12 protein-coding genes are annotated in these 22,958 nt (G+C 42.8%); all 12 read left to right on the plus strand.

The genetic code is table 11. The annotated features are described in order from the left end of the window. Positions 1–28 precede the first annotated feature (28 nt). The 12 genes from G596_RS0106955 (at position 29) to G596_RS0107010 (ending at position 22,933) form a co-directional block, all read left to right on the plus strand. Positions 29–1,753, plus strand: coding sequence for a GspE/PulE family protein (locus G596_RS0106955; RefSeq protein ID WP_022761118.1), 1,725 nt, complete (start codon positions 29–31; stop codon positions 1,751–1,753). Between the two features lie 9 nt (positions 1,754–1,762). Continuing rightward, the gene (locus G596_RS0106960) at positions 1,763–2,815 is read left to right on the plus strand and encodes a type IV pilus twitching motility protein PilT (RefSeq protein WP_022761119.1); all 1,053 of its coding nucleotides are present in this window, start codon (positions 1,763–1,765) and stop codon (positions 2,813–2,815) included. Positions 2,816–2,826: 11 nt separating this feature from the next. Continuing rightward, complete coding sequence (locus tag G596_RS0106965; RefSeq protein WP_022761120.1) at positions 2,827–4,050, plus strand: type II secretion system F family protein; 1,224 nt, start codon at positions 2,827–2,829, stop codon at positions 4,048–4,050. 4 nt (positions 4,051–4,054) lie between these two features. After that, the gene (locus G596_RS0106970; RefSeq protein WP_081646667.1) at positions 4,055–4,840 is read left to right on the plus strand and encodes a prepilin peptidase; all 786 of its coding nucleotides are present in this window, start codon (positions 4,055–4,057) and stop codon (positions 4,838–4,840) included. 12 nt (positions 4,841–4,852) lie between these two features. Continuing rightward, positions 4,853–6,421 (plus strand): pilus assembly protein PilM, encoded by a 1,569-nt coding sequence (gene pilM / locus G596_RS0106975; RefSeq protein ID WP_022761122.1) that lies wholly within the window; start codon positions 4,853–4,855, stop codon positions 6,419–6,421. A 2-nt stretch (positions 6,422–6,423) separates the two neighbouring features. Next, positions 6,424–7,020: a type II secretion system protein M gene (locus G596_RS0106980; protein ID WP_022761123.1), complete on the plus strand. Its 597-nt coding sequence runs from the start codon at positions 6,424–6,426 to the stop codon at positions 7,018–7,020. Further along, positions 7,010–7,612 carry a hypothetical protein gene (locus G596_RS0106985; protein WP_022761124.1) on the plus strand — a complete coding sequence of 201 codons (603 nt, stop codon included), beginning with the start codon at positions 7,010–7,012 and terminating at the stop codon, positions 7,610–7,612. The genes G596_RS0106980 and G596_RS0106985 overlap by 11 nt, the downstream gene beginning before the upstream one ends. 8 nt (positions 7,613–7,620) lie before the next feature. Continuing rightward, on the plus strand, positions 7,621–7,836 hold the full coding sequence (locus G596_RS0106990) for a type II secretion system protein (RefSeq protein WP_022761125.1): 216 nt from the start codon (positions 7,621–7,623) through the stop codon (positions 7,834–7,836). 11 nt (positions 7,837–7,847) lie between these two features. Then, a complete protein-coding gene (locus tag G596_RS0106995) occupies positions 7,848–8,420 on the plus strand; it encodes a hypothetical protein (RefSeq protein WP_139176222.1) in 573 nt (190 codons plus the stop codon). 44 nt (positions 8,421–8,464) lie between these two features. Then, positions 8,465–18,241 carry a prealbumin-like fold domain-containing protein gene (locus tag G596_RS0107000; protein WP_022761127.1) on the plus strand — a complete coding sequence of 3,259 codons (9,777 nt, stop codon included), beginning with the start codon at positions 8,465–8,467 and terminating at the stop codon, positions 18,239–18,241. A 131-nt stretch (positions 18,242–18,372) separates the two neighbouring features. Continuing rightward, the gene (locus G596_RS0107005) at positions 18,373–18,936 is read left to right on the plus strand and encodes a peptidoglycan recognition protein family protein (protein ID WP_242829170.1); all 564 of its coding nucleotides are present in this window, start codon (positions 18,373–18,375) and stop codon (positions 18,934–18,936) included. A 178-nt stretch (positions 18,937–19,114) separates the two neighbouring features. Continuing rightward, positions 19,115–22,933, plus strand: a complete 3,819-nt coding sequence (locus G596_RS0107010) for a ligand-binding sensor domain-containing diguanylate cyclase (protein WP_022761129.1) — start codon at positions 19,115–19,117, stop codon at positions 22,931–22,933. The last annotated feature ends 25 nt before the right edge of the window (positions 22,934–22,958 follow it).

Raw genomic sequence — 22,958 nt, forward strand, 5'->3', positions numbered from 1 at the left:
GTGAACCGGTTTCTATGTAGGGGGAAACATGCCAAAGAAGAGAATAGGTGACCTGCTTATAGAGCGTGGTCTGATTAACGACAAGGAATTGCAGTTTGCTCTTGATATGCAGAAGCAAACCCATGAAAAGCTTGGCGAAGTCCTTATAAATAACAGAATTGTGTCTCCGGAGGACATGGCAAAAACGCTTGCCGTTCAGCTGGAGGTTGATTATATAGACCTTGCCAAGGTTAATATACCCCAGGAACTTACTAAGCTTGTGCAGAAAAATACTGCCAAGCAAAATCACTTGGTTCCTGTTCGTCAGCAGGGGGATTCACTTTTGGTAGCAATGGATGATCCCCTGAATTTCTATGCGCTTGATGAGGTCAGAAAAGCCTCTAATCTTAAGATTGTTCCGCTTATTGCCACAAATGTGGCGGTGGAGCGTGCAATAAATACGCTGTATGGCAATGAGAATGCGAAACAGGCCATTGCCGATTATAAAAAGGAGCTTGGACTTAATGAATCGGAAAAGGCTGCCGATACCTCGCTCTCCAATTTTGATTTCGTAATAACATCGAATACTATCAGCGGAGATGGTGATAGTGCGCCTACAATAAGGCTGGTTAATTCTATTATAGAGCGTGCCGTTTCTGAGCACGCATCAGATATCCATTTTGAACCAAGAGAACAGGATATGGACGTTCGTATGCGTATCGACGGTGTTCTGAGGGACATTCTTAAGGTTCCGAAGGATATCACTGCTGCAGTAATTGCCCGTATCAAGACAATGTCCGGTATGGATGTTGCAGAGAAGAGAATTCCGCAGGACGGACGTTTTGCGGTAAGTGTTCTCGGTAAGAGTATCGACATGCGTGTATCTACCCTTCCTATCGCCTGGGGTGAAAAAATAGTATGTCGTCTTCTTGATAAATCCAATACCGAAATTGATAAGGAAATGCTGGGACTTCGTGCGGATGACATGGAGAAATACGAAAAGCTCATTCACTACAAGAATGGTGTAATGCTTCTCGTAGGTCCTACCGGTTCAGGTAAGACAACAACCATGTACGCTATGCTCAATGAGCTTAACACCAGGGATGTCAATCTGGTAACGCTTGAGGATCCTATCGAGTATAACCTTGACGGATTGAATCAGGTACAGGTTAATACAAAGACGAACATGACTTTCGCAAATGGTCTTAGAGCGATTCTCCGTCAGGACCCGGATATCGTATCAGTAGGTGAGATACGTGACGGAGAGACAGCAGAGATATGCCTTAGAGCAGCGCTTACCGGACGTTTTGTTATGAGTACAATTCACACCAATGACGCAATTGGTGCAATTGACAGACTTGAGGATATTGGTGTAGAACCTTATCTTATTTCAGCAACACTTCGAGGTGTAATCTCGCAGAGACTTGTCAGGAGAGTATGTCCCTACTGCGCAGAGGAATACGAACCCCAGCAGGATGAGATTGACAAGCTCGGAATAAAGATTCAGCCCGGAACAAAGTTTAAATTCGGAAGAGGTTGTCAGCACTGCTTCAATACCGGCTATTCGGGACGAATTGCCATATTTGAAATCATGATGGTAACCCCCGAAATCAGAGACCTGATCTATAAAAAGGCAGGACGCTCTGCCATTGAACAGGAACTTAAGAAGGAAGGCAGTGATTTCGTATCACTTAAGGAGGCCGGCATTAAGCTGGTGCTCGAGGGCGTAACCACAGCCTATGAAGTTATGAGAGTGACTAATGAAAGCGATTGAGGATTTAATATGAGAAGTATTGATGAATTAGTAGCAAAAGCTAAAGCCGAAGGTGCATCCGATATTCATATTATCTGTGGCCTTCCGCCAAAGTACAGAAAAAGCGGTGACCTCGAAAACATGGAGGATATGCCCGTAACTAAGGAAGAATGTATCAGTCTCGCCAAGCAGCTTGCAAAGACGGATGAAGCTTTTAACGAACTGATGGAGACCGGTGAGCTTGATGCAGCGGATACTTTTGCTGACAGCAGATGCAGACTTCATTTGTTCAAGCAACAGGGAGTTCCTTCACTGGCGCTTAGAATTCTGGCTGAACGTATTCCGGAGCTATCCACATTGGGACTTCCCATAGGCGTTCTTGATCTACCAAAGCTCCATAAAGGAATAGTGCTTGTAACCGGTGAGACCGGGTCCGGTAAATCAACAACACTTGCAGCTATATTGGACAACATCAATCATCATTACAAACGACACATCGTAACTCTGGAAGATCCTGTAGAGTACATGTATACACCTGATCTTTGCGCAATCAATCAGCGCGAAGTCGGAAAAGATACACAGAGCTTTGCGATGGGACTTAGAGCTTCCCTTCGTGAAGACCCCAACGTAATTCTTATCGGTGAGATGCGTGACAGGGATACCATCGAGACTGCTATTACAGCAGCTGAGACCGGACATCTTGTATTCGGAACACTTCATACAGGAAGTGCGGCAGATTCTATAGACAGAATGGTGCAGGTATTCCCGGAAGCAGCGCAGCAGCAGATCAGATTGCAGTTATCAATGGTTCTTCAGGCAGTACTTACCCAGCAGCTCATTCAGAAAAAGGATGGCGGAAGGGCACTGGCTGCAGAATATATGATAGTAACGGATGCGATAAGGAATCTTATCAGAACCGGAAATACACCGCAGATTGCCAATGCTGTAGCAACAAGTGCGGAAATCGGCGGACAGACTATGGATCAGTCCATAGTAATGCTTGTAAGAAACGGACTTATATCCAGAGAGAATGCTTTGCATTATGCAGTTAACAAGGATTTTGTAAGTAGGAACATGATGTAACAGGGGGACTCATGAACAGCTACAAATACACAGCGCTCTCTACTTCAGGCGAAAAGGTCACTGGAATGCTCGAAGCCATAGACCAGCTTGAAGCAACAGCCAAGATCAGACAACAGTATAAAGCGGTGCTTTCCGTAAAAGAGGTTCAGGGGAGCAGTCTTAAAATGCCTGCTTTTCTAAATGCGGACATAGGTGGGTCAAAAATCGACCCTAAAGCATTCACCCTGATGTGCAGTCAGTTTGCCACAATCCTTACTGCGGGAATTCCGATTGCCAGAGCGGTAAAGCTTATCGGCGATAAGACCACGAACAAATTCCTGAAAAGACTTCTTATGAATGTTTTTGAGGATGTGGAGGCCGGACGTGCGTTGTCATCCTCTTTCGATGATCACGGAGAGGGAGCACTTCCTCCGACATTCTGCGAAACAATCAAGGCAGGTGAGGAAGCCGGAGATCTGGCAGGAGCTTTTGAGTCGATTTTTAAACATTTCGATAAGCAGACAAAGATGGGGGCTAAGGTTAGAAGTGCTATGACTTATCCCATGTTTGTGCTCCTGGTTGCGATTGTAGTTGTAATAATCCTCATGGTAAAGGTTGTTCCGACATTTACGGCAATCTTTGATGAGATAGGGGGACAGCTCCCTCTTCCGACCAGAATGCTGATCGGAATATCCAATTTTTTCAGCAGGAATATTCTTATTATTGCTGCAATTATCGGCATAATCATAGTTGGCTATGTTATGTATAAAAAGACTCCGGCAGGTGCGATGAATATTTCAAAGCTCCAGCTAAAGCTTCCGGTTTTCGGAAATATAGCAGAGTTGAACGCAGCAAGCCTGTTTGCCAATACAATGGCTACCATGATCGGATCCGGACTTCCGATGACAAAGGCAGTCAGTATTACTTCAAGGGTTATGACCAATGAAGTATATAAGGAAAAAGTTGCCGGAATGGTTTCGAAGATAGAAGAGGGACGAACCGTTGTCGATTCGATGAGAGAGACGCAGGTAATGCCAGATATTCTGACTGACATGGTGGGAGTCGGTGAAGAGACCGGAGAGATGAAGCACACCATGGACATCGTTGCTGCCTATTACGACAGTGAACTTGAACAGGCAGTTACAAAAGCCATAGCAATGCTTGAACCGGCGCTTTTGATATTTATAGCAATTGTTGCAGGCTTTATTGTAATTGCAATTTATTTGGCGATGTTCAGCATGTATCAGGGGATGTAAAAAAGTGGAACTTTACTACACAATATGCGTAGCCTTATTTGGGCTGTTGTTTGGTTCCTTCCTAAACTGCATGGCCATGCGCATAGTCAGGAATGAAGATTTTGTGACAGGCAGAAGTCATTGCATGAGCTGTTACCATCAGCTCGAAGCCATAGATCTCATTCCGGTATTCAGCTATGTGATAAGCGGTGGTAAATGCAGATACTGCAAACAGAAGATATCGATCAGATATCCCCTGACCGAGATGGCCTTTATGGTACTGTCGGTGGTCCTGTACATTTTTATGAAGAGGGATCCCGTACTATTTGCCGAAAGCTGGATATTGGTGGGTCTGCTTTTTGCAATGGCGATCACTGATATAGAATCTCTGGAAATACCGAATTTACTGATTCTTTCGGCAGCTGTAAGCTGGGTAATCTTTTCCGTGATAAAAATTATTACCGGAAGAATCGATTTATATACGCTTGGAATAAGGATTCTTACGGGACTTATTTTCGGAGCTTTGATGCTCATAATGAGCATCCTTGTAGATAAGCTTATTGGACGGGAAAGTCTTGGAGGCGGTGACATTAAATTATTTGCACTCCTCGGGTTATATATGGGACCTGTCCGTTCATATGAACTGCTTATATTATCCTGTGTTTTGGGAATAGTTTTTGCACTGATAAGAAAGAAGCTAATGCCAGGTTCCTCAAAGGAGTTTCCGCTGGGGCCGGCGATAGCAGTAGCAGCATACATTGTTTTGTTATTCGGAGACTTAGTAGCAGCCTGGTATTTTAAACTAATATGAGAGGGTAAAAAAATGCCAAAGAATGACGGAGTATTGGGAATAAGTGTAACACACGGTAGACTTGCTCTGACGCTTATGAAGGGCGGAATAGTACGTAAATCGGAGTGGGAAGAGATACCTGACAATATTGTTGAAGGTACTAAAATAATTTCCCAGAATCTCTTTGCGGATTTTTTGAGAGAGCAGATAAAGGAAAAAGGCATTAAGTGCAAAACGGCTGCTTATGTAATTCCGGATTCCGATATTTTTGTAAAAAATATCACGATGCCGAAGATTGCAGATGATCAGCTGAGATTCAACGTGCCTTTTGAGTTCAAGGACCTCATACAGGGAGAACTCAATCAGTACGTGTTTGATTATGTAAAAAGAGAAAGCGCCAGCAATGATGAAAACACCATAAATTTGCTTGCTTATGCGGTCCCGGTTAATTCGCTTGCAAATATACGTGAAACCCTTAAACAGGCGGGACTTAAACTTGTTAAGGCACTTCCCGAAACCTCTGTATATGAAGCACTGATCGGTGCCCTTGGAAATGAAGAAGAGATTAAAAAAGAGCGCTGCTTCATGGATATAGGAAGAAGAGCTATACGAATGATGATATTCAAAAACGGAGAGTTTAAGCTTTCGCACTTCATAGATGTCGGTGAAGATCAGGTTATCCGCGCAATTGCCGATGAGTTGAACGTGGATACCCATCTTGCGATAACCTACTTAAGAAGTCGGTATCAGGATTGCGACAAGCTTCCATCAGCAGTAAATGCATACAAGGATATTTCGATTGAAATTCTTAAGGGACTGAATTTCTATGAAATGTCCGATATGACTTCGAGACTTAAGGATATTGTCCTTTGCGGAACGGGAGCAATGACAGAGCCGCTTGTGGAAATGCTCAAGGAGCGACTCGATAAAACCGTTGTTACAATGGATGAGCTTTATCCCAATTACAATAAAGAGAAAGAAATCAATGTTACTTACGGGTCAGTCGGAGTGCTTCTAAGTGATGCATTAGGAGTTGCCACAAACAGCAATCTGGCATCTGCGGGACAGAAAAAGAAGACAAATCTCAAGGCTGTTTTCGGGACAATTGCAGCAATCTTAGTGGCAGCTTTGCTCATAGGAAAATTCGGTTTTGTTGACAGACTTAATACTCTCGCAAATGAGAGGGAGAGAGCAAACGAACTACAGCAGCAGATTAATGAGCAGAGCAAATTTATCAAGGAGTCGGAGCAACTGACACAGGAGTACTATCATTACAGCTGGGATCAGATGAGTGATGAGGAAAAGAGCAGGGTCAGCAGAGTCGACACACTTAAGCTTATAGACCTGATAGGCAGTCAGGGAATGAAGGTTAAGTTCATGGATCTCTCGTCAGAGACACTTACGATTGATCTCTTAGCAAATGATTTGGACAGTGTAAGCAAACTTACGACAGTTATGGAAGAAGAGGATATAGTTGAGAGCTGTTCTGTAGTATCTGCGAAGACACTGACTGAAGAAACGGATGGAGTTAAAACAGATGCCGGTGTGACGGCACAGATAAAGGTGCACCTTACAAAAGGATCTTCTGAAGAGGAGAATTGAAAGTGAACATACTTAATAAAGACTTCACCAAAAATGAAAAGACGCTTCTTGTGATACTTGCACTGGTAATTGTGGGAGCGTTGTATTACCTGTTTGTATTCACTCCTATCGAGAATGGAATCCATTCCGCCAGGGTTGAACAGCAGGCTCTTGAAACCGAGCTCGTAGCTACCAAGGCAAGAGTCGAAAAGATAAAAGCCATGACAGAAGAATATGATGCGGGCGGCGGAGCTTTGACAGGTTATATGCCAAGCTATAATGCAGGCAAGTCGGAAATTGATTTTCTGCATAAGATTCTTGGCAATACAACAGATTACTCTGTGAATTTCACTAATCTTACCAGGGAAGGCGATCTCATCAGAAGAGAGTTCGTCATGAAGTTTACAGCAAGAAATTATGCGCAGGCACAGGAAGTAGTTAAGGCTCTTGAAGAAAGCGAGATAAGATGCCTTGTGGGAGGCATTGTTGTATCACCTGTGGAAAGAGAACTTACGGTTCAGGATCAGGATGTGGATGTCAACCTGACAGGAACTTTCTATGAGACGTTGCAGGGCGGTACTCCCGACAAGGAGTTGCCGGAGGATGCTAATGACAACTAACAGGAAGATCCGCGAAAAACTAAATACACGCGGTGCTTCGATGATAATCGCACTGTTAATTTTTATTATCGTTACGTTTGTATCGATCGCGATTGTAAATGCGTCAATTCTTAATGCAAAACGAACCGACGCCGAAAGGTATGAGGAAAAGGCCTATCTTGCTACAACTCAGGCGATAGCGCTTGTTCAGGGCTGCATGAAGGAAGACGCGGCTTATACAAAAAAAGAGGGAAAAGATTCAGAACTGACCGGACTCGAAGGAAGCTTCGGGGATGCTGTTAAACAGATGGCGGACAGCATAACCGGTGGAAGTGATTCAGTTACAAGAAATATAAGCTTTTCATATTCAGGTCTTGATGATATGGGAAGCCTTTCCGGACAGATGACCATGGATGATTCCTACACCATAACAGTGGATGTATGGGTGGATTCCGATAAAGCGGACTATCCGCTTACACTTACAATTCCGGGATCGGCTCAGACTGTGAAACAGGAAATACCGGGTAGAAAGAATAAGGGAAAGACCAAGAGAATAACCTACGTATCCTGGTCGAAGGATGGTATGTATGTAACCGGTACGGATAATGGTTGAGGTTAAAGATGTTCCTAAAACTAAGAAAAAGGATTAAGTCAAAAAGCGGTGAAACGCTTATAGAAACGCTGTTTGCACTTCTTATAGGAGTGCTGGCACTTATAATGCTGCCGGGTGCAATTGTGGCTGCAACCAGGGCAAATAAGGAGTCTGCAGAGAATTCGGTATATACTGAAGGTAATAGTAACAATGTGGTTACAGTAACAGGTTTTAGTATAGACTAGCCAAACACACTATGAAGACTGTACAATTAAAGTTAAGACAACTTTACAGAAAAAGGATAAAAGGGAGCAGTGGCGGATTTTCTATTTTGGAAATGCTCCTTGCCATTATTATTCTGCTCCTGGCTACGCAGCTTGTGGCTGAATCCATAAGTCTTGCAAGTAAGCATTATATTCAAAGCACCAACAGATCCAAGGCTCAGATGATAGTTTCTACGCTGGCAGATTTTGTAAGATCCGAACTGACAGTAGCAAGTGATGTCATTGTTGAGGGCGGGGAAGTCTCTTTTATTGACGGAAGCGCACGCCTGGGCGGCAGATGCACACTGGGACTTGAAGGTACAACGTTATGCCTGAAAAATGCAAAAACCGGAAAGAACTATTATCCGATAGTTGGAAGCCAAGGCGGAACGCCTTTTGAATATGCGAACGGATTGTATGTAAGCAGTTTTAACATAGATTACAGTGAAGGTAGCGAAGAAGCAGGGACATTCAGCTATTCGATAGCAGTATCCGATAAAACGGGGAAAGAACTTGCGACAGGAAGATACACGGTAAAAGGTAATATTTTTACAATAGAAAATTAAGTCTGAAAGGATAAAAAATATAACGATCGGGGAGTTAGTTGTTTATGAAAAAAGTTGGGTCAACTAGAAATATTTTACGTGGAAGAAACAAATCAAAAGGATTCACAGTTGCAGAGTTGCTGATAGTAGTTGCTATTCTGCTTGCGCTTGTTGCATTTGGCGTTGTGGCCGGGATCAGGATTATAAGAAATATGAGACAGTCTCACCTTGATAAAAGAGCTGAGGCTGTTTATTATGCCGCTGAGAGCCGGATGATGGAACTGTTCGTAACAGAGAATAAGACGGAAGTCACCGAGAATGATGATGGTGAGGAAGTAACAAAAGCAGTTGTTGAGACCCTTTACAGTGCAAGAAGGTTCACAAATGAAGATGGAACCTTTGCATATATTACTTCCGACGAAGACAGTGCAGCCAAGGCGCTTTTCACAAATGACAGAACACTGGAAGTTGAGCTTGGCTCTGATTACTGGATAATTGAGTATGACCCCGTAAGCCTTGATATTTATGCGGTTATTCTGAGTGAAAATCTCGAAAAGGCAGGAACAGATCTTGCTTCCCTGACCTGTCAGAGTGCAAGCGCGCCGTTGCGCGGAACACCCGAGGACAGAATAGCTGCTTACAATTCATATGTAGGCTACTACTCCGAAGGTGCTAACAACGGAGCCGGAGCAGCGGCGAAGAGCGGCCTCAGGGTAGGAGCATGGATCCTTAACAGACGAGAGCTTCTCGGAGTTATAAAGATATCCGCTGATGAGAAGACAAGAAGAGCGATAGAGAATCTCTCATTTAAAGTATCACTTAGCGGTGAAAAGAGTGAGAGTGAAGATATAGATATCTCTGCAAACGAGATTTTCTGGCAGAACTATGCCCAGGATGAGGACAGCAACTTCCTGGAGACTGACGGTAAGACAGGAATTGTTATTACAACTTCCGATATAAGAACCACTATCCCGGCAACCTGCTTTGGTGCAGCTACTGATAATAATGGAAGATATGCCCTTATAGGATATGTAAAACTTGATTCCCTTGATAAAAAGCTCCAGTTCAAGGATATCAAGGCAGGTGGAACAGGCGGAAAGCTTGGATCAAGCATTACACCCGGTGACGATATCACTCTGTCCGTAAAGGTTTGGGATTCCGGAGACGGCAGTGCAAAATATTCGGAAAACGTGAGAGGAGCCAGTGCTATATCAGCGCCGGAGAACAGCCTCTTTGCTGATTTTGATGTCAAAAACGGAATCTCTGTAGCAGAAATTGTATACCCCCGCCATCTTCAGAACCTTGACTATGAGTTCTCACATGTTAAGGCAAATATGGCAGCAGGTGAGGGAACAGGCGGAGAAATAGCAGCAGTCCTTCTTGAGGATATTGAGTGGGATGAAGAGGAAAATCTCTCTAAAGACAAGGTTAGGAACTTTACTCCGATTAACAATGAAGAGCTGGTATCCTTTAACGGTCTCAGATTCGATGACCCGGAGGAAGCAGTTCCTCTTGGTGATGCAAACAGCATCAAGGCCGAAGATCCCGAGAAGGAAAATGGCCAGGTAGAGAATGAAGAAAGCAAATATCATTTTATTAAGGGACTTCGAATAGATACTTCCGATTCGTCCTATGCTCTTATAGGGAGCAACAGGAATATCGGTCTTTTCGGTGTGCAGCCGCATCTGACTGTAGCCAATCTCATTTTGACTGATTTTGACATTAAAAACACTGTTGGAAATCAGGCTACCGGTATGCTTGCCGGCAAGCTTGAAAATTCCACCGTAAAAAATATTTTTGTATATAACACTTTCTCGGATGCTGTAGCAAAGAAGGTTACAGGTACCGGCAGTACCGCAGGACTTGTGGGTGAAATGACCGGCACCTCGGTTGACGGCTGCGTCATTAAGAATATTGTTGTTGATTCTGCAGGAAATGCAGGAGCACTTGCGGGAAAAGTATCCGGCGGCGGAGAAATCAGAAATGTACTTGCCTATAACGGAGAATTGAGTACTACAGGCGGAGACTCTGCCCGTGCAACCACAGCAGGATTTGATGATTCGACGTATGAGATTACGGGAAGTCAGAACGTCGGTGGTCTTATCGGTGAGATGGAAGGCGGTACTTTGACCGGATGCTCAGCTGCACTTTATGTAAGAGCAGCATCAGGAAATAGCGGCGGACTTATCGGAAAAGCAGGATCCGGCGCATCCATCAATATGTGTCAGTCCGGTGGACATACCATTACAGACAGTAACGGACAGGCAGGAAAATATGATAAGAGCACGGCAGCAAATACCAGAGGAAGAGTTAATGTAATAGGAGCATCTTCCGCAGGTGGTTTTGTCGGTACATCAAGCGGAGCTACAATACAGAACAGTTATACAACCTGTTCTGTATCAGCAGCTACTGTAGGTGGATTTGCAGGCAGTGCTGACGGCGGAAACATAGCAAATTGTTATGCGGCTTGTCAGGTATTCTTTGAAAATGAAGGAACCGCAGGCGGCTTTATCGGAAGTGGCGGTGGTGGAGCTGTTTCCAATCACTATTTTGAAATAATAAATCCTACTACAGACGGAAAATATCTCAAGGGTATAGGCGGAACAGAGAAGGATGACAAGGATAAGACAAAAGCAATAGATGACGAGATTCTTGACGACAGTGCAAACGGTGAGTATGAATACAACAAATTCATGATACCCCGTTCTGACCTGACGATAGCAAGAGGTGAGAAGACTCACAGATATGAGATGGAACTTCAGCCTGCAATTTACACAATGAAGTTTGCGTCCCAGCTCAGTAACATTACATCCAATGAACTTTTCTATACAGACAGTCATTACGGAGACTGGCCTATAGTTGAGCAGCTTGTTATAAATTCAGGAACCAGTATAGCAGAGCGTCCTAAGGGACATATTGATCCCTTTGCAAAGATAAAGGCAATGGCAAGCGATATCAGTAATAGCAATCTGATAAGAACTCTTGCCGAGGCTGTGATTACCGAACCTATTCCTGAAACGGAGAAGGAAGAAACAACACAGGAAAGTACCGAACAGAACACAGCTGAACAGAACACAGCTGAACAGAACACAGCTGAGCAGAACACAGCCGGCGGAACAGAATCTACTGAAGAAGCAGCTCCTTCAAACGAGGAAGCTGCCGAGACACCTGAGGAGAGCGGCTCTACCGAAGCTTCAGTAGAAGAGAATGAAGCGGCACCGGCCGAGGCTGAAAGTACGCAGTCAGAAAGCGCAGAAAACACAGAGGAACAGGCGCCCGCAGAAGAAAACGGAAGCAGCGAAAATGCAGGTGAAGCAGAAGCAGCAGAGGCAGTTACTCCCGAGGAGAATCCGGCTGCTGAGGAGAACGCTCAAAGTACAGAGGAGATGGCTGTAAATCCTGAAGAAGCTGTCAGTGATATTATTCCTGATAATACAGAGAAATCGGACCCCAATGCTGAAGAGGCACTGACGAATTCCGGAGAAATCAAAGCGGAAATAGAAGAGGAAGAAGACGAAAGCGTTGAAGGCGTTCTTGTTAATGAGGATAAGGGAATCAGTATCTCATTCGGAAAGGATGCAAAGATTCCTGAAGGCGCTGAACTTGAGGTTATAGATATCGCGGAGGATAGCGAGGATTACGACTATGCTCAGCTTGTTAATGATGCGACAGAGGCGATGGAAATTACGACTGAAGATGTCGCAAGCGTGCGAGCACTGGATATCGCAATTGTAAAGGACGGCGAGGAGATTCAGCCTCAGGCACCTGTAACCCTGGAGATTAAAACAGAGCAGCTTTATCAGAATAATGAGCTGTTTGTGGATGACCAGATAACAGCGGTTCACATGACTGACGATGAGCCTGAGCTTATTGAAACCACGGTGACAAATGAGGCTATCGAGGAAGGAATAGTGTCCGATAACCCGGCCTCCAACGACGCGGCAGATTCGCTCAGTTTTGAAACTGACGGATTCTCTGTCTATGTTATCGTACAGCCGATTCAGCAGAAGAAAGTCTATACCACAGATGACAATGTTTACACAATCACTGTGGACTATGATAATGCATCCGGAATTCCTGCGAATGCAGAACTTGTGGTGTCTGAAGTTACAAGTGATACAGAAGAATATGCAGGATATGTGGAGGAGAGTGCGCAGGCAGCAGAAGCCGGCAGTGAGCTCATAAAGCTTGCAAGAGTATTTGATATCTCCTTTGTGGATTCGGAGAGCGGAGATACATATCAGCCCAGCAAGGATGTCAAAGTTTCAATCCAGCTGATGCAGGATGAGGTTTGCCGGGAAAATGAAGAAATAAGAATCGTTCACTTTGGTGATGAGACCAAGGTTGTAGATTCAAGTGTAAATGAAAATGTTATTGAGTTTAATACCGATGGTTTCTCAGTCTATACAATGGTTGAAATAGAGTGGGATGCTTTCGATGCTTCGCTTGCAAATAAGAAGTACTACATTTCATTTTATGACGGAGCAAATACACAGTTCCTTTCACGTACCGGAACTACTCTGACCAGCGATACAAATAAAGATAATGTAACTCCATGGGAATTTACAACTTATGCAGATGGGTATCACATTCATTATGGTGATAACTATATCGGAGTAGTTGGCACAGCGTGGGGCATTACAGATAAGAGCGGTGCAACTGTATTTACAGCAAGTGATATGGGCAATTGCCACTGGATTTGCAAGGCAAACAGCACAGATGCCCAGAAATATATTGGTTATACAGCAGCAACAACCGATTTTAATACTATAACCGGCTATACTTCTCTTGGTGGAAGAAATGACCTTCTTCTTAATGAGGCAGAAGATGTTTCCGATTCCGGTATAAATGGTGACGCATATTTCATAAGAGATTCAAGCGGAAGTAACTACCTTAAGATTGACGGAACATCTCTTGGAAGTACTGCGACCGCTTCTGATGCCACAAGTTGGGAGTTCTTATTTGTAAGAAACGGATATAAAATCCGTAAGGATACAAACTATATCGGAAAGGATCCGGCTGATCCAAATAAGTGGATTATAACCACTAACAGTGACGATGCTGCCGTATTTACAGCATGTGATATGGGAACATATCATTATGTTGCAGAAATCACAGGAGACTTCTTGGGATATAATGCCACCGACGGATTTGCAAGACGATATACGGGTGGTGTTATTGCGGATAATCAGCTGATTGTATCGGAAACAGCTGACGGAGCAGACTTCATAGATAAGACATATGATGGCAAGACGTATTATATCTCAAGAGGTGAAAAGTACTTAGATACAACTACAAACGGAACAGATAATCCTTTTGCGGCAGCACCGTGGACATTTACATTTAATGACGCTAAGGGTGGATACCTTATCCATCAGGGAAGCAATTACCTTACAGGTACGACAGCTGCACTGGGAATAACTACAACGGAGGCATCAGCTGATGCGTTTGTAGTAGGTGATATGGGAACATATCACATTATTGGTAATGCGCAGACCGCTACCAACTTTATGGGATATTCAAGTAGTTCATTCAACATGACGGAGACTGGTGCGACTTCGACTAATGCCCAGCTGATACTGTCAACGAATGTTATTGACAACGTTGATAAGGCATTGGATGGAAAGGAATTCTATGTAATTACTTATGATGGATGGTATTTAACCAATTATAACGGAGGAACTAATGAAAAGCGATATCGGCAATCAGTTCCTAATTATAAATCATATGTTTCAAGATGGACATTTACTTCTTCCGGTAGTGGATATTATATACATAATGGAAATAAGTATTTTGCTGTGAATGCTGATAAAACACTAAGTATTGTGAATGATACGACAGCAGCATCAACTTTTATTGTTAGTGATATGGGGTCTTATCATTTGATTAAGGATACTAACAATAATTATCTTGGACATAATATTTTACAGGCAGCGGCAGTAAACAAAGCGTCTATTAATGCCAGTGCAGCATTTGACTCTCAAGAGGCTAGATTTTTGCTGGTAGATGATATCAGCTTAAATGGTGATTTTATTATCTTCACCAAAAGAGAGACTGGTAACGAGTTTTATAGAGCTTTGCTTGGAGAAGTATCTCCGTATAAAGCTGGTGCACTTAAAGGAATAAATATATCAGATCCGCCATTTAAGCAAACAACATCTACAGCAACAACTATCAATGATCCAAATGAGGTGCTTACGGTTTGGCATTTTGAGAAAGTTGAAGGGCAGTTACTGCAACATTATATTTCCTGTAACGTAGGTGGAAGTACAAAATATCTTTCAATTAAGAACGGTAATGTTTCTTTATCAGACGCACCGGAAGCTTTAGTAATGGCACCTCGACTGGAGATTGGTACAGAGGGACTTCCGACTACGAGAACCTATAGAATACTAAGTACAACCATTACGGATCAGTGTCTGAGATTTAATGCAAGTAATAGAGACAAGCCATATTATGAAACAAGTACAAGTATTGAAGATATTCTTTCGTGGCATTATATTTCTTCCGCGCAACCTATGAAAACAGTTCACTACATTTATAACCAGGATCCCGGGGATAAAGGAACTGCGGACAAGTTGTCGCCTGTTGAGACAATTGTGTTCCAGGGAGACAGTATTGTATTAAAGCAGCCCAAGGTTACTAAGTATATCTCCAAGGGCGAGAAGTATACCCATGCGTATATCTTCAAGGGCTGGAGAGATACCGCAACCGGAACAATATATAATCCGGGCGATACAGTTGATATTTCCGCAAGGACGGAAAATGCCTTCGATTTCGAGTCGTTATGGGAGTATGATCCCGACACCGTAATCGTTGAATATGTGATTCCGCATGCCCAGACTAACTATGGATATCTGATTGATGCTAACGGTAACAGAATTAATGAGTTGCCTATGGCTGCAGTTGATGATAGCGGCAATGCAATCCCTGATAATACTGAGATGATTATCGGTGAAACGGAAACTCATAACTATAAAGTTCGTGATATAAGAAATACCACTGAGAGTGATTCCAGATTATATCACATGTATCAAAGGCTGAAGACCGCTGGTAATGATAATTATCGCACGTATGAGTTTAAATATTGGCAGGCAGATAACGGCGATATTATAAAGCCCGGAGATACAATCAGTCTTGAAAAATATATGAATGATGAAGGCGTAGTCACACTTACCGCGCAGTGGGTATATGAGTTCCAGAATGGAACAATGGCTAATGTCAGCTTCTCAATCATAAGGATTGCGGATGTTCCGGATAATACATATACTGACGCGGACGAACTTGTTGCTATCAGTGAGGAACTGAGTCAGTATGCTGTTCATGTGGGCGGAACCATTATGCATGGTGTAAATCCCGATGGAAGCATTCAGTATCCGGATGAGTTCAAATCACCTACTAATCCAAACGTGAAATATTGGATGATTGCACCGTATTCAGACAGGAATCTGTCGACAGAGAGAGAGGTATTAAAGACCGATAATGCCATCAGATATGAACTATATGGTGATGGATATACGGATGACGGATACATGGAGAATAAGTTCCATCAACTTGCGCCGAGATTGTCTTCGGATGTAAGAGGAACCAATAACTACGATCCAAATCCGACTACCTTAAGAAATAATGAGATACATAAATGGTCGGTTCCATATCTGCCATCGGATGAGAAAGCACTTAGTATTCTTAGAAATAAACAGCAAAAAGTATATCTGAGTAAGGCAGATGCTGATGCTGACAACTACATACCATTTGATGAGCTCACACCTGATAACTACACGCTTCGCTGGTATTTTGTTAAGTATCAGTCCAGTGATGAGATTGGATTCCATATCGATGGAAAGCTGACCAAAAAAGAGAGCTATATTACCATAACAAAAACCTTCAAAGAGCCGACAACTATTAATGCTATAGAAGGTATCATGGATAATGCCAAGAATAGCTATGATAATAATGATAGCCTGAAAACAATAGGTCAAAAGCTTACAAATGATAATAATAAGTGCTTCTATATCAGACTTGATGACAATCAAAATAAAAATCATGTTGTTAAGCTTGCCTTGTACGACAGAACCAGGAAAGATGATACGGGCAAAGATGTGGCCAGGGTGTCTGAAGGAGAACTTGGAGCTTATTCGAATATATTCGGTTATATCAGGCGAAACGACTCCACTGATGCTGATGGCAATAAGCTGGTAAAACTCACCTGGGTAGTAGCTTTCGATGAGTATGAGAAGGATCACACCTTTACATTAACAGAGAAGAATTACAACTTCACTGATGAAGTAAAGAAGGTAAGCTATGGAATTAAGCTTCAGCACAACAAGACCGGAACAGGTAATGCTGATGATGAGAAGCTTAAGGACTGGGATCCTGAAACAGATACCATCTCGACATCGCCGCATACACCTGATGTTGAATTTAATCCGGAAACAAGCGTAGCGAACAATCTGTTCAACACTTATGCACCGGGCTCGATACTAAGCATCAAGAAGGTCGACGGAAACCAAAAGAACGATGATGGCTCTGAAAAGACAATGGCTAATGTTGAGTTCAGGGTATTTGAAGTTGACGGAGATGGTAAGGAGGACCAGCTAAAACTTTATAAGCTTGATGATGGAAAGTATACGATTTTCTTTGAGAATGATGCTACAGTGGTTAACGAGGCTAAGACAGACAAGGACGGCTTGCTTGATATCACCATGGCAGCTTCCGCTAAGGAAAATAAAGTTAAAACTTATGTCATCAAGGAGACAATTCCTGAAGGCTATGTAGGTTACCAGGATTACGTAAATCCGCCGCAGTTCAAGATCACAATTGACGATAACAGCAAGATTACTTTGAAGAAGGATGATGTCAAGGTTAAGCCTGCTTACGGAAAGATTGAACCTTGCGATAAGGACTGGAAGCGTGTTGACTATGAAAACGATAAGGTCATCACAAATTACATCAAGGTTATCAACGGTGGAACCGAAGAGGTATTCTTCAAGAAGATCGACGGAGACGGAAAGGTAATAGCCGGAGCAAAATTCAAGATTTATGATACTGCCAAGACCGGTGATAATAATACGTTAGCCGATGTACTTGCCGGCAACGGAAAAGCCTACGAGAATATTACAATCAAGGATGGAGATAAGGATGTAACAACCGATGAAGTTGTATCAATCGGTGAAGCTATACCAACTTCCACCGAGGACAAGAAGGCTAATGTAATATTCAGTGTCCCGGTAGGTACTTACTACATGGTTGAGACAGCAGCGCCTAAGGACTACGAGGCAGATTACTATCTTGATAAGGATATGCCGAAGGGTGCAGATCCCGACCTGAAGGAAGGTGAGAAGTACAAGTATCATGACAAGTATGTATACAGAATTACAGTAGGTAATGATAATGTTAAACTTCTTAAGGGATATGAGAATTCCGAGGAGACTTTCGTTATCCAGAGGATGATCGATGAAGACACTGCAGACACTACTTTGGATGTTGCAAAGTACGGAATAATCAACATCAACCTGAAGAGAGGAAAGCTTCTTCTTAAGAAAGTTGATGGTGAGCAGTATCCTCTAAGTGGTAAAGAGTTTGAGATACTTAGACCCGATAAGACCGTGATAGCGTCGAGTCTTGAGGAACTTAAGAAATATCAGTCAGGCAACGGAGCGCTCGGAACGATGCAGAAGCGCAAATCGGGAGATGGCGGTGCATTCTATATCGGTAAGCTCAGTCTCGGAACCTATTACCTGCATGAGATCAGTCCTGAAAAATGGTACAAGATTGAGGTAACAGAAGTAGATGGATATGTAAAGCCGATTATTACAGATACAACAAATCCATTTACTGAATAATAAACTAATAATATGATGTAGGTGTCAAAAGGTACTTTTGACACCTACATCATTATATTCTATAAATTAAAAGTGAGCATAAGAAGATGGTCGCCCAAAGAAGAAAAAAGCAAAAAGCGCGTACAGTTATTTTGCTGATCGAATTAATCGTAGTAGTAATACTCGGTTTCATAGTATACAAAACTTTCAAACCGATTGATTATGTGAAGTATGCGGAAACGGTAGAGATTCCGGAATGGATTGATGTTCAACTGATAGATGAGGGTAATCCCTCGAGAACCGGACTTTCACTGGATGGAATAAATGATATCGTAATCCATTATGTTGGTAATCCCGGAACGACAGCGCAGCAGAACAGGGACTTTTTCAATCACGAGGATTCCAATGTCTGCTCTCATTTTGTTGTGGGAATGGAAGGTGAGATCATTATGTGTCTTCCCTTGAATGAGAGATCGGCAGCAAGTAATGACAGAAACCATGATACCATCTCCATTGAGGTGAGTCATCCCGACGATACCGGAAAGTTCACGGACGCTTCTTATGAATCATTTTTGAAGCTTACAAGATGGCTCATGAAGGAATTCGGACTAAAGAAAAATCATGTTATCAGACATTACGATGTTACCGGTAAGGAGTGTCCCAGATACTTTGTAACTCATGAGGATGCATGGGAAAAGTTTAGGGAAGACCTATAAAATTTTCATCGGGGATTCCGTTGTTGAGAGCGTTGGCACCAAGAAGAAGGATATTTTATAATTTCTTAATTGTCTCTTTTCATATGCTTAATTGAGTGCAAATAAGGCTCAGTGATAGAATTAATTTGTAAAATTGCGACCAGTATACTTGCACAAAAAGGCTTGTGAAGGGGACATAATGGAAAAGCTAAAGAGATGGCAGACGTATGTGCTTATGCTTGTCTGCATTCTCGTCAACTTAATTGGAAGATATATAGCTACCGCGCTTCAGCTGCCCTTCTGGCTGGATGCGATTGGTACTATTATTGCAGCAATTGAGCTCGGCCCTGTAGGCGGAGCTATTTGTGGTGCAAGTCTGAATATTATTACCGCATTTGAAAATCCGATAAATCTTGCGTATGCTTTGGTATCTATTGCTATAGGAATAGCAGCAGGTATCATCTTTTCAAAATCAAGAAACTATTCCTTATTCAGAGTGCTGGCAACAGCCATGTTCTGCGGACTTTTGTCGGTGTGTATTTCGACGCCCCTAAGTCTTCATTTTTATGAGGGAAGGACGGGAAATATCTGGGGCGACGGACTGATAGACATGATATCCAGGGACGTAAATGTTCCGGTAGTATGGTCATTTCTTGGAGATGCATTTGTTAATGTTCCTGATAAGGTATTAAGTGTTCTTATTGCAACACTGTTTGTGCGCATTCATATGAGTATTACGGACAGAAGAATAAAGACTGTTTCCGGAAGTATCCTTCTTTTTGCTCTGATACCGCTTGCTTCTCTTATGTTTTCCATGCAGGTAAAAGCCTTTGATATAAAGTCGGAATATGCAGCTGTTATCTATGATACCGATGACGGACTGGCTACGATGGAGATAAATGCGATAGCACAGACACCAGATGGGTATGTCTGGGCGGGAACCTATGCCGGGCTGTTCAGATGTGACGGAAATAAATTCGAGGAAGTAGTACTTGATGAGAGAATAAGTAACGTAATGACTTTGTACGTGGATACAAAGGGATGTCTCTGGATCGGTACCAATGACAGCGGAATGGCAAAGTATAACCCTAATAACGGGGAGATTCTTTTCTATACGGTTTATGAAGGTCTGTCCTCAAATTCCGTAAGACACTTCTGTGAAGACCCTTACGGAAATATGTTTGTTGCGACTGCAACAAGACTCTGCATGGTGGGAACAGATGGAAGGATAGTGGAATATCCGGACGAAGAAATAAACGGCGTGCGCTCTATGGTATGTAACGATCATGGCATAGTGGGCGGTGTTACAAATGGCGGCGAGCTTTTCTTTACAGAGGGATCTCAGCTCATAAACAAGATGAAGCTGAAGGAAGATATGGCATCTTTTTCCGCAATCGGAACAGGAGACAATAATGAGTTTCTTGTAGGCACAACCTCTGATTTTGTTGTGTGTGTTACCGTAGTAAATAAGCAGGTAATAGAGGGCAGAAGGTATTCGGTGGATGACGCTGAATATTTTAACAAGATATATTATTCCGAGGAAAATAATGGGTACTTTTACTGCTGCGAGAAGGGCAACGGTTTTATGACCAAAGAGGGAATAAGTACGAGTATGTCCGTTGCCGATTTTTCCAGCTCTATTACGGATATAACTGTGGATTATCAGGGGAACGTGTGGTTTGTATCCAATAAGCAGGGAATACTTCGATATTCCTGGAATCCTTTCATGGACATTTTTGCCAGGGCGAACGTTGATAAGGATGTTGTAAACTGCGTCCTTGTAAAGGACGGCCTTTTGTATGTGGGAACGAACAGCGGGCTTGTTACCATAGATTTAAAGACTTATTACGCAGTTCCTATTGATCATCCAAACTACTTCAAGAATGTAAGAATACATGACCTCATGGAGGATTCACAGGGCAATATATGGGCATGCACCTATGGGAAACACGGACTTATAGAATTAAAAACTGACGGCGGAATAGAGACCTATAATGAGAGAAACAGGGGAACCTTAGGCGGTAAATTCAGATGTGTCATAGAGCTTGAGGATGGGACAATTGTTGCGGCTACCAGCACGGGACTTAATTTTATAAGAAAAGGTGTTGTAAAAAGAACCATGGGTGAAGAGGATGGGCTGACAACCCAGGTTCTTACTATGGTTGAAATTGCAAACGGAGATCTGCTGGTAGGAACAGACGGCGGGGGTATAATAATTATTTCCGAGGGAAAGATTATATATCGCTATGCCAAGGATGATGGTATGGAATCCCTTGTTATTATGAAGATCGTTCCCTGCGGAGATGGGGAATATATCTATGTTACCAGTAATGCGCTCTATTATTACAAGGATCAGAAGGTAACCAGACTTACGAATTTCCCGTACAAAAACAATTATGATGTACAGTTTACCGACGACGGAAGGGTGTGGATAACCTCCAGTGCCGGAATCTATATAGTGGAAAGAGAAGATCTGATAAATAATGTCGAGGACATGGGCTATACGCTTTTTAATAAGAGTAAGGGACTTTATTCAACTCTTACGGCCAATTCCCGCAACGCTGTTTACGATGGGAATTTGTATCTATGCTGTACTGACGGCGTACGAAGAATAGGCATCAACGGGGAGACTTTTGATGAAAAGGATTACGCAATAAGAGTTGGAAAGCTGACAGCGGATAATGAAGAGATTGAACCTGACGAAAACGGAAATTATTTAATTCCCGCTACCTCAGGCAGGGTAACCTTTGATGTTGCCGTTTTGAATTTTACTCTATCCAATCCTATTGTACACATAGTACTTGAGGGGAGCGGAGACGAAGGCATAATATGCACTCAAAGGGAGATAGATCCTCTCAGCTATATGAACCTTCCTTATGGAGACTACAAATTAAATGTAGAGGTATATGACTCTGCAGGAAAAAATGTAATACGACAGGAAAGCTTCCATGTTATGAAGGAATCCCAGATTTTTGAAAGGGCTTATTTCAAAGCATATCTTTTTACGGTATGCACCCTCTTTGTAATTTTCATCGGCTGGATGATAGGAAGAATCGGCCTCGGTATTAACAGTCTCGAGAGATGGCAGAAGGAAGCGAAGATAGACCCGATGACAGGCTTCTGGAATAAGGGATATACTCAGCTGGCACTGGAAGAAATGTGCAAGAATACTGATGGTATCCTGATGGTAATTGACCTTGATAATTTCAAGCTTGTTAATGATGTATTCGGACATGAGACAGGTGATAAGGTTCTGATTAAATTTGCGGAACTAATCAGGTCCTGCATTCGTGATGATGATTTTGTGGGCAGAATCGGCGGAGATGAATTTGTGACCTTTATAAAAGGAGCCAATGATGAGCTGGCGGTTTCAGAGAAAGAAAAATATCTGAACGAACAGATACTGAAATCCGGAGAAGATATCATGGGTAAGGAGATGGGAATCCCGCTCGGTGTTTCCATCGGAGCTGTCTGTGCCCCTGAAGAGGGAACGGATTATTCGGAGCTTTTCAGAAAAGCCGATAAAGCGCTTTATAATGTAAAGCAAAACGGAAAACACGGATATGATATGTTCAGAAGCAGCGGCATGAATGGCAACGATCAAAGCGAACTCAAAGCGAACGGCGTTGCCGGAATAAAGATGCTTCTCGAGGAGCGCGGAAGTCAGAAAGGCGCATATCTTGTAGATCTCGATAAATTGCAGATGGTCTACAGACTCTTTTCCAGAATGGCGAAGAGAACCATTGTGAATGTCTGGATCGTGCAGTTTATTGTTACAAGAGAGGACGGCGGAGAAGTCGCCGAGGAAGTAATGCAGATCCTTATTGACGTACTTACCGATAACCTCCGAAGTAATGATGTTATAGCGCCGAACGGCAAAAACCAGGTAATATTGATACTTACTGACATTAGTGAAGAAAACGGTCATACTCCTATAGACAGAATCTATGCGGCGTGGGATGCAAGAAGCGGCCATGAAGGCTATATGCTTGCCTATGAAACAGACGGGATGAGCTGAAAAATTAATAACATAGGTGAGCTAT

Source organism: Butyrivibrio sp. AD3002, assembly GCF_000420905.1.
Lineage (GTDB): Bacteria > Bacillota > Clostridia > Lachnospirales > Lachnospiraceae > Butyrivibrio.

Bases quoted from the DNA above. Each gene is read 5' to 3' on its own strand.
- G596_RS0107010 (WP_022761129.1), top strand. From the start codon at position 19,115: ATGGAAAAGCTAAAGAGATGGCAGACGTATGTGCTTATGCTTGTCTGC.
- G596_RS0106995 (WP_139176222.1), top strand. From the start codon at position 7,848: ATGAAGACTGTACAATTAAAGTTAAGACAACTTTACAGAAAAAGGATA.
- G596_RS0106985 (WP_022761124.1), top strand. From the start codon at position 7,010: ATGACAACTAACAGGAAGATCCGCGAAAAACTAAATACACGCGGTGCT.
- G596_RS0106965 (WP_022761120.1), top strand. From the start codon at position 2,827: ATGAACAGCTACAAATACACAGCGCTCTCTACTTCAGGCGAAAAGGTC.
- G596_RS0106955 (WP_022761118.1), top strand. From the start codon at position 29: ATGCCAAAGAAGAGAATAGGTGACCTGCTTATAGAGCGTGGTCTGATT.
- pilM (WP_022761122.1), top strand. From the start codon at position 4,853: ATGCCAAAGAATGACGGAGTATTGGGAATAAGTGTAACACACGGTAGA.
- G596_RS0106960 (WP_022761119.1), top strand. From the start codon at position 1,763: ATGAGAAGTATTGATGAATTAGTAGCAAAAGCTAAAGCCGAAGGTGCA.
- G596_RS0107000 (WP_022761127.1), top strand. From the start codon at position 8,465: ATGAAAAAAGTTGGGTCAACTAGAAATATTTTACGTGGAAGAAACAAA.
- G596_RS0106990 (WP_022761125.1), top strand. From the start codon at position 7,621: ATGTTCCTAAAACTAAGAAAAAGGATTAAGTCAAAAAGCGGTGAAACG.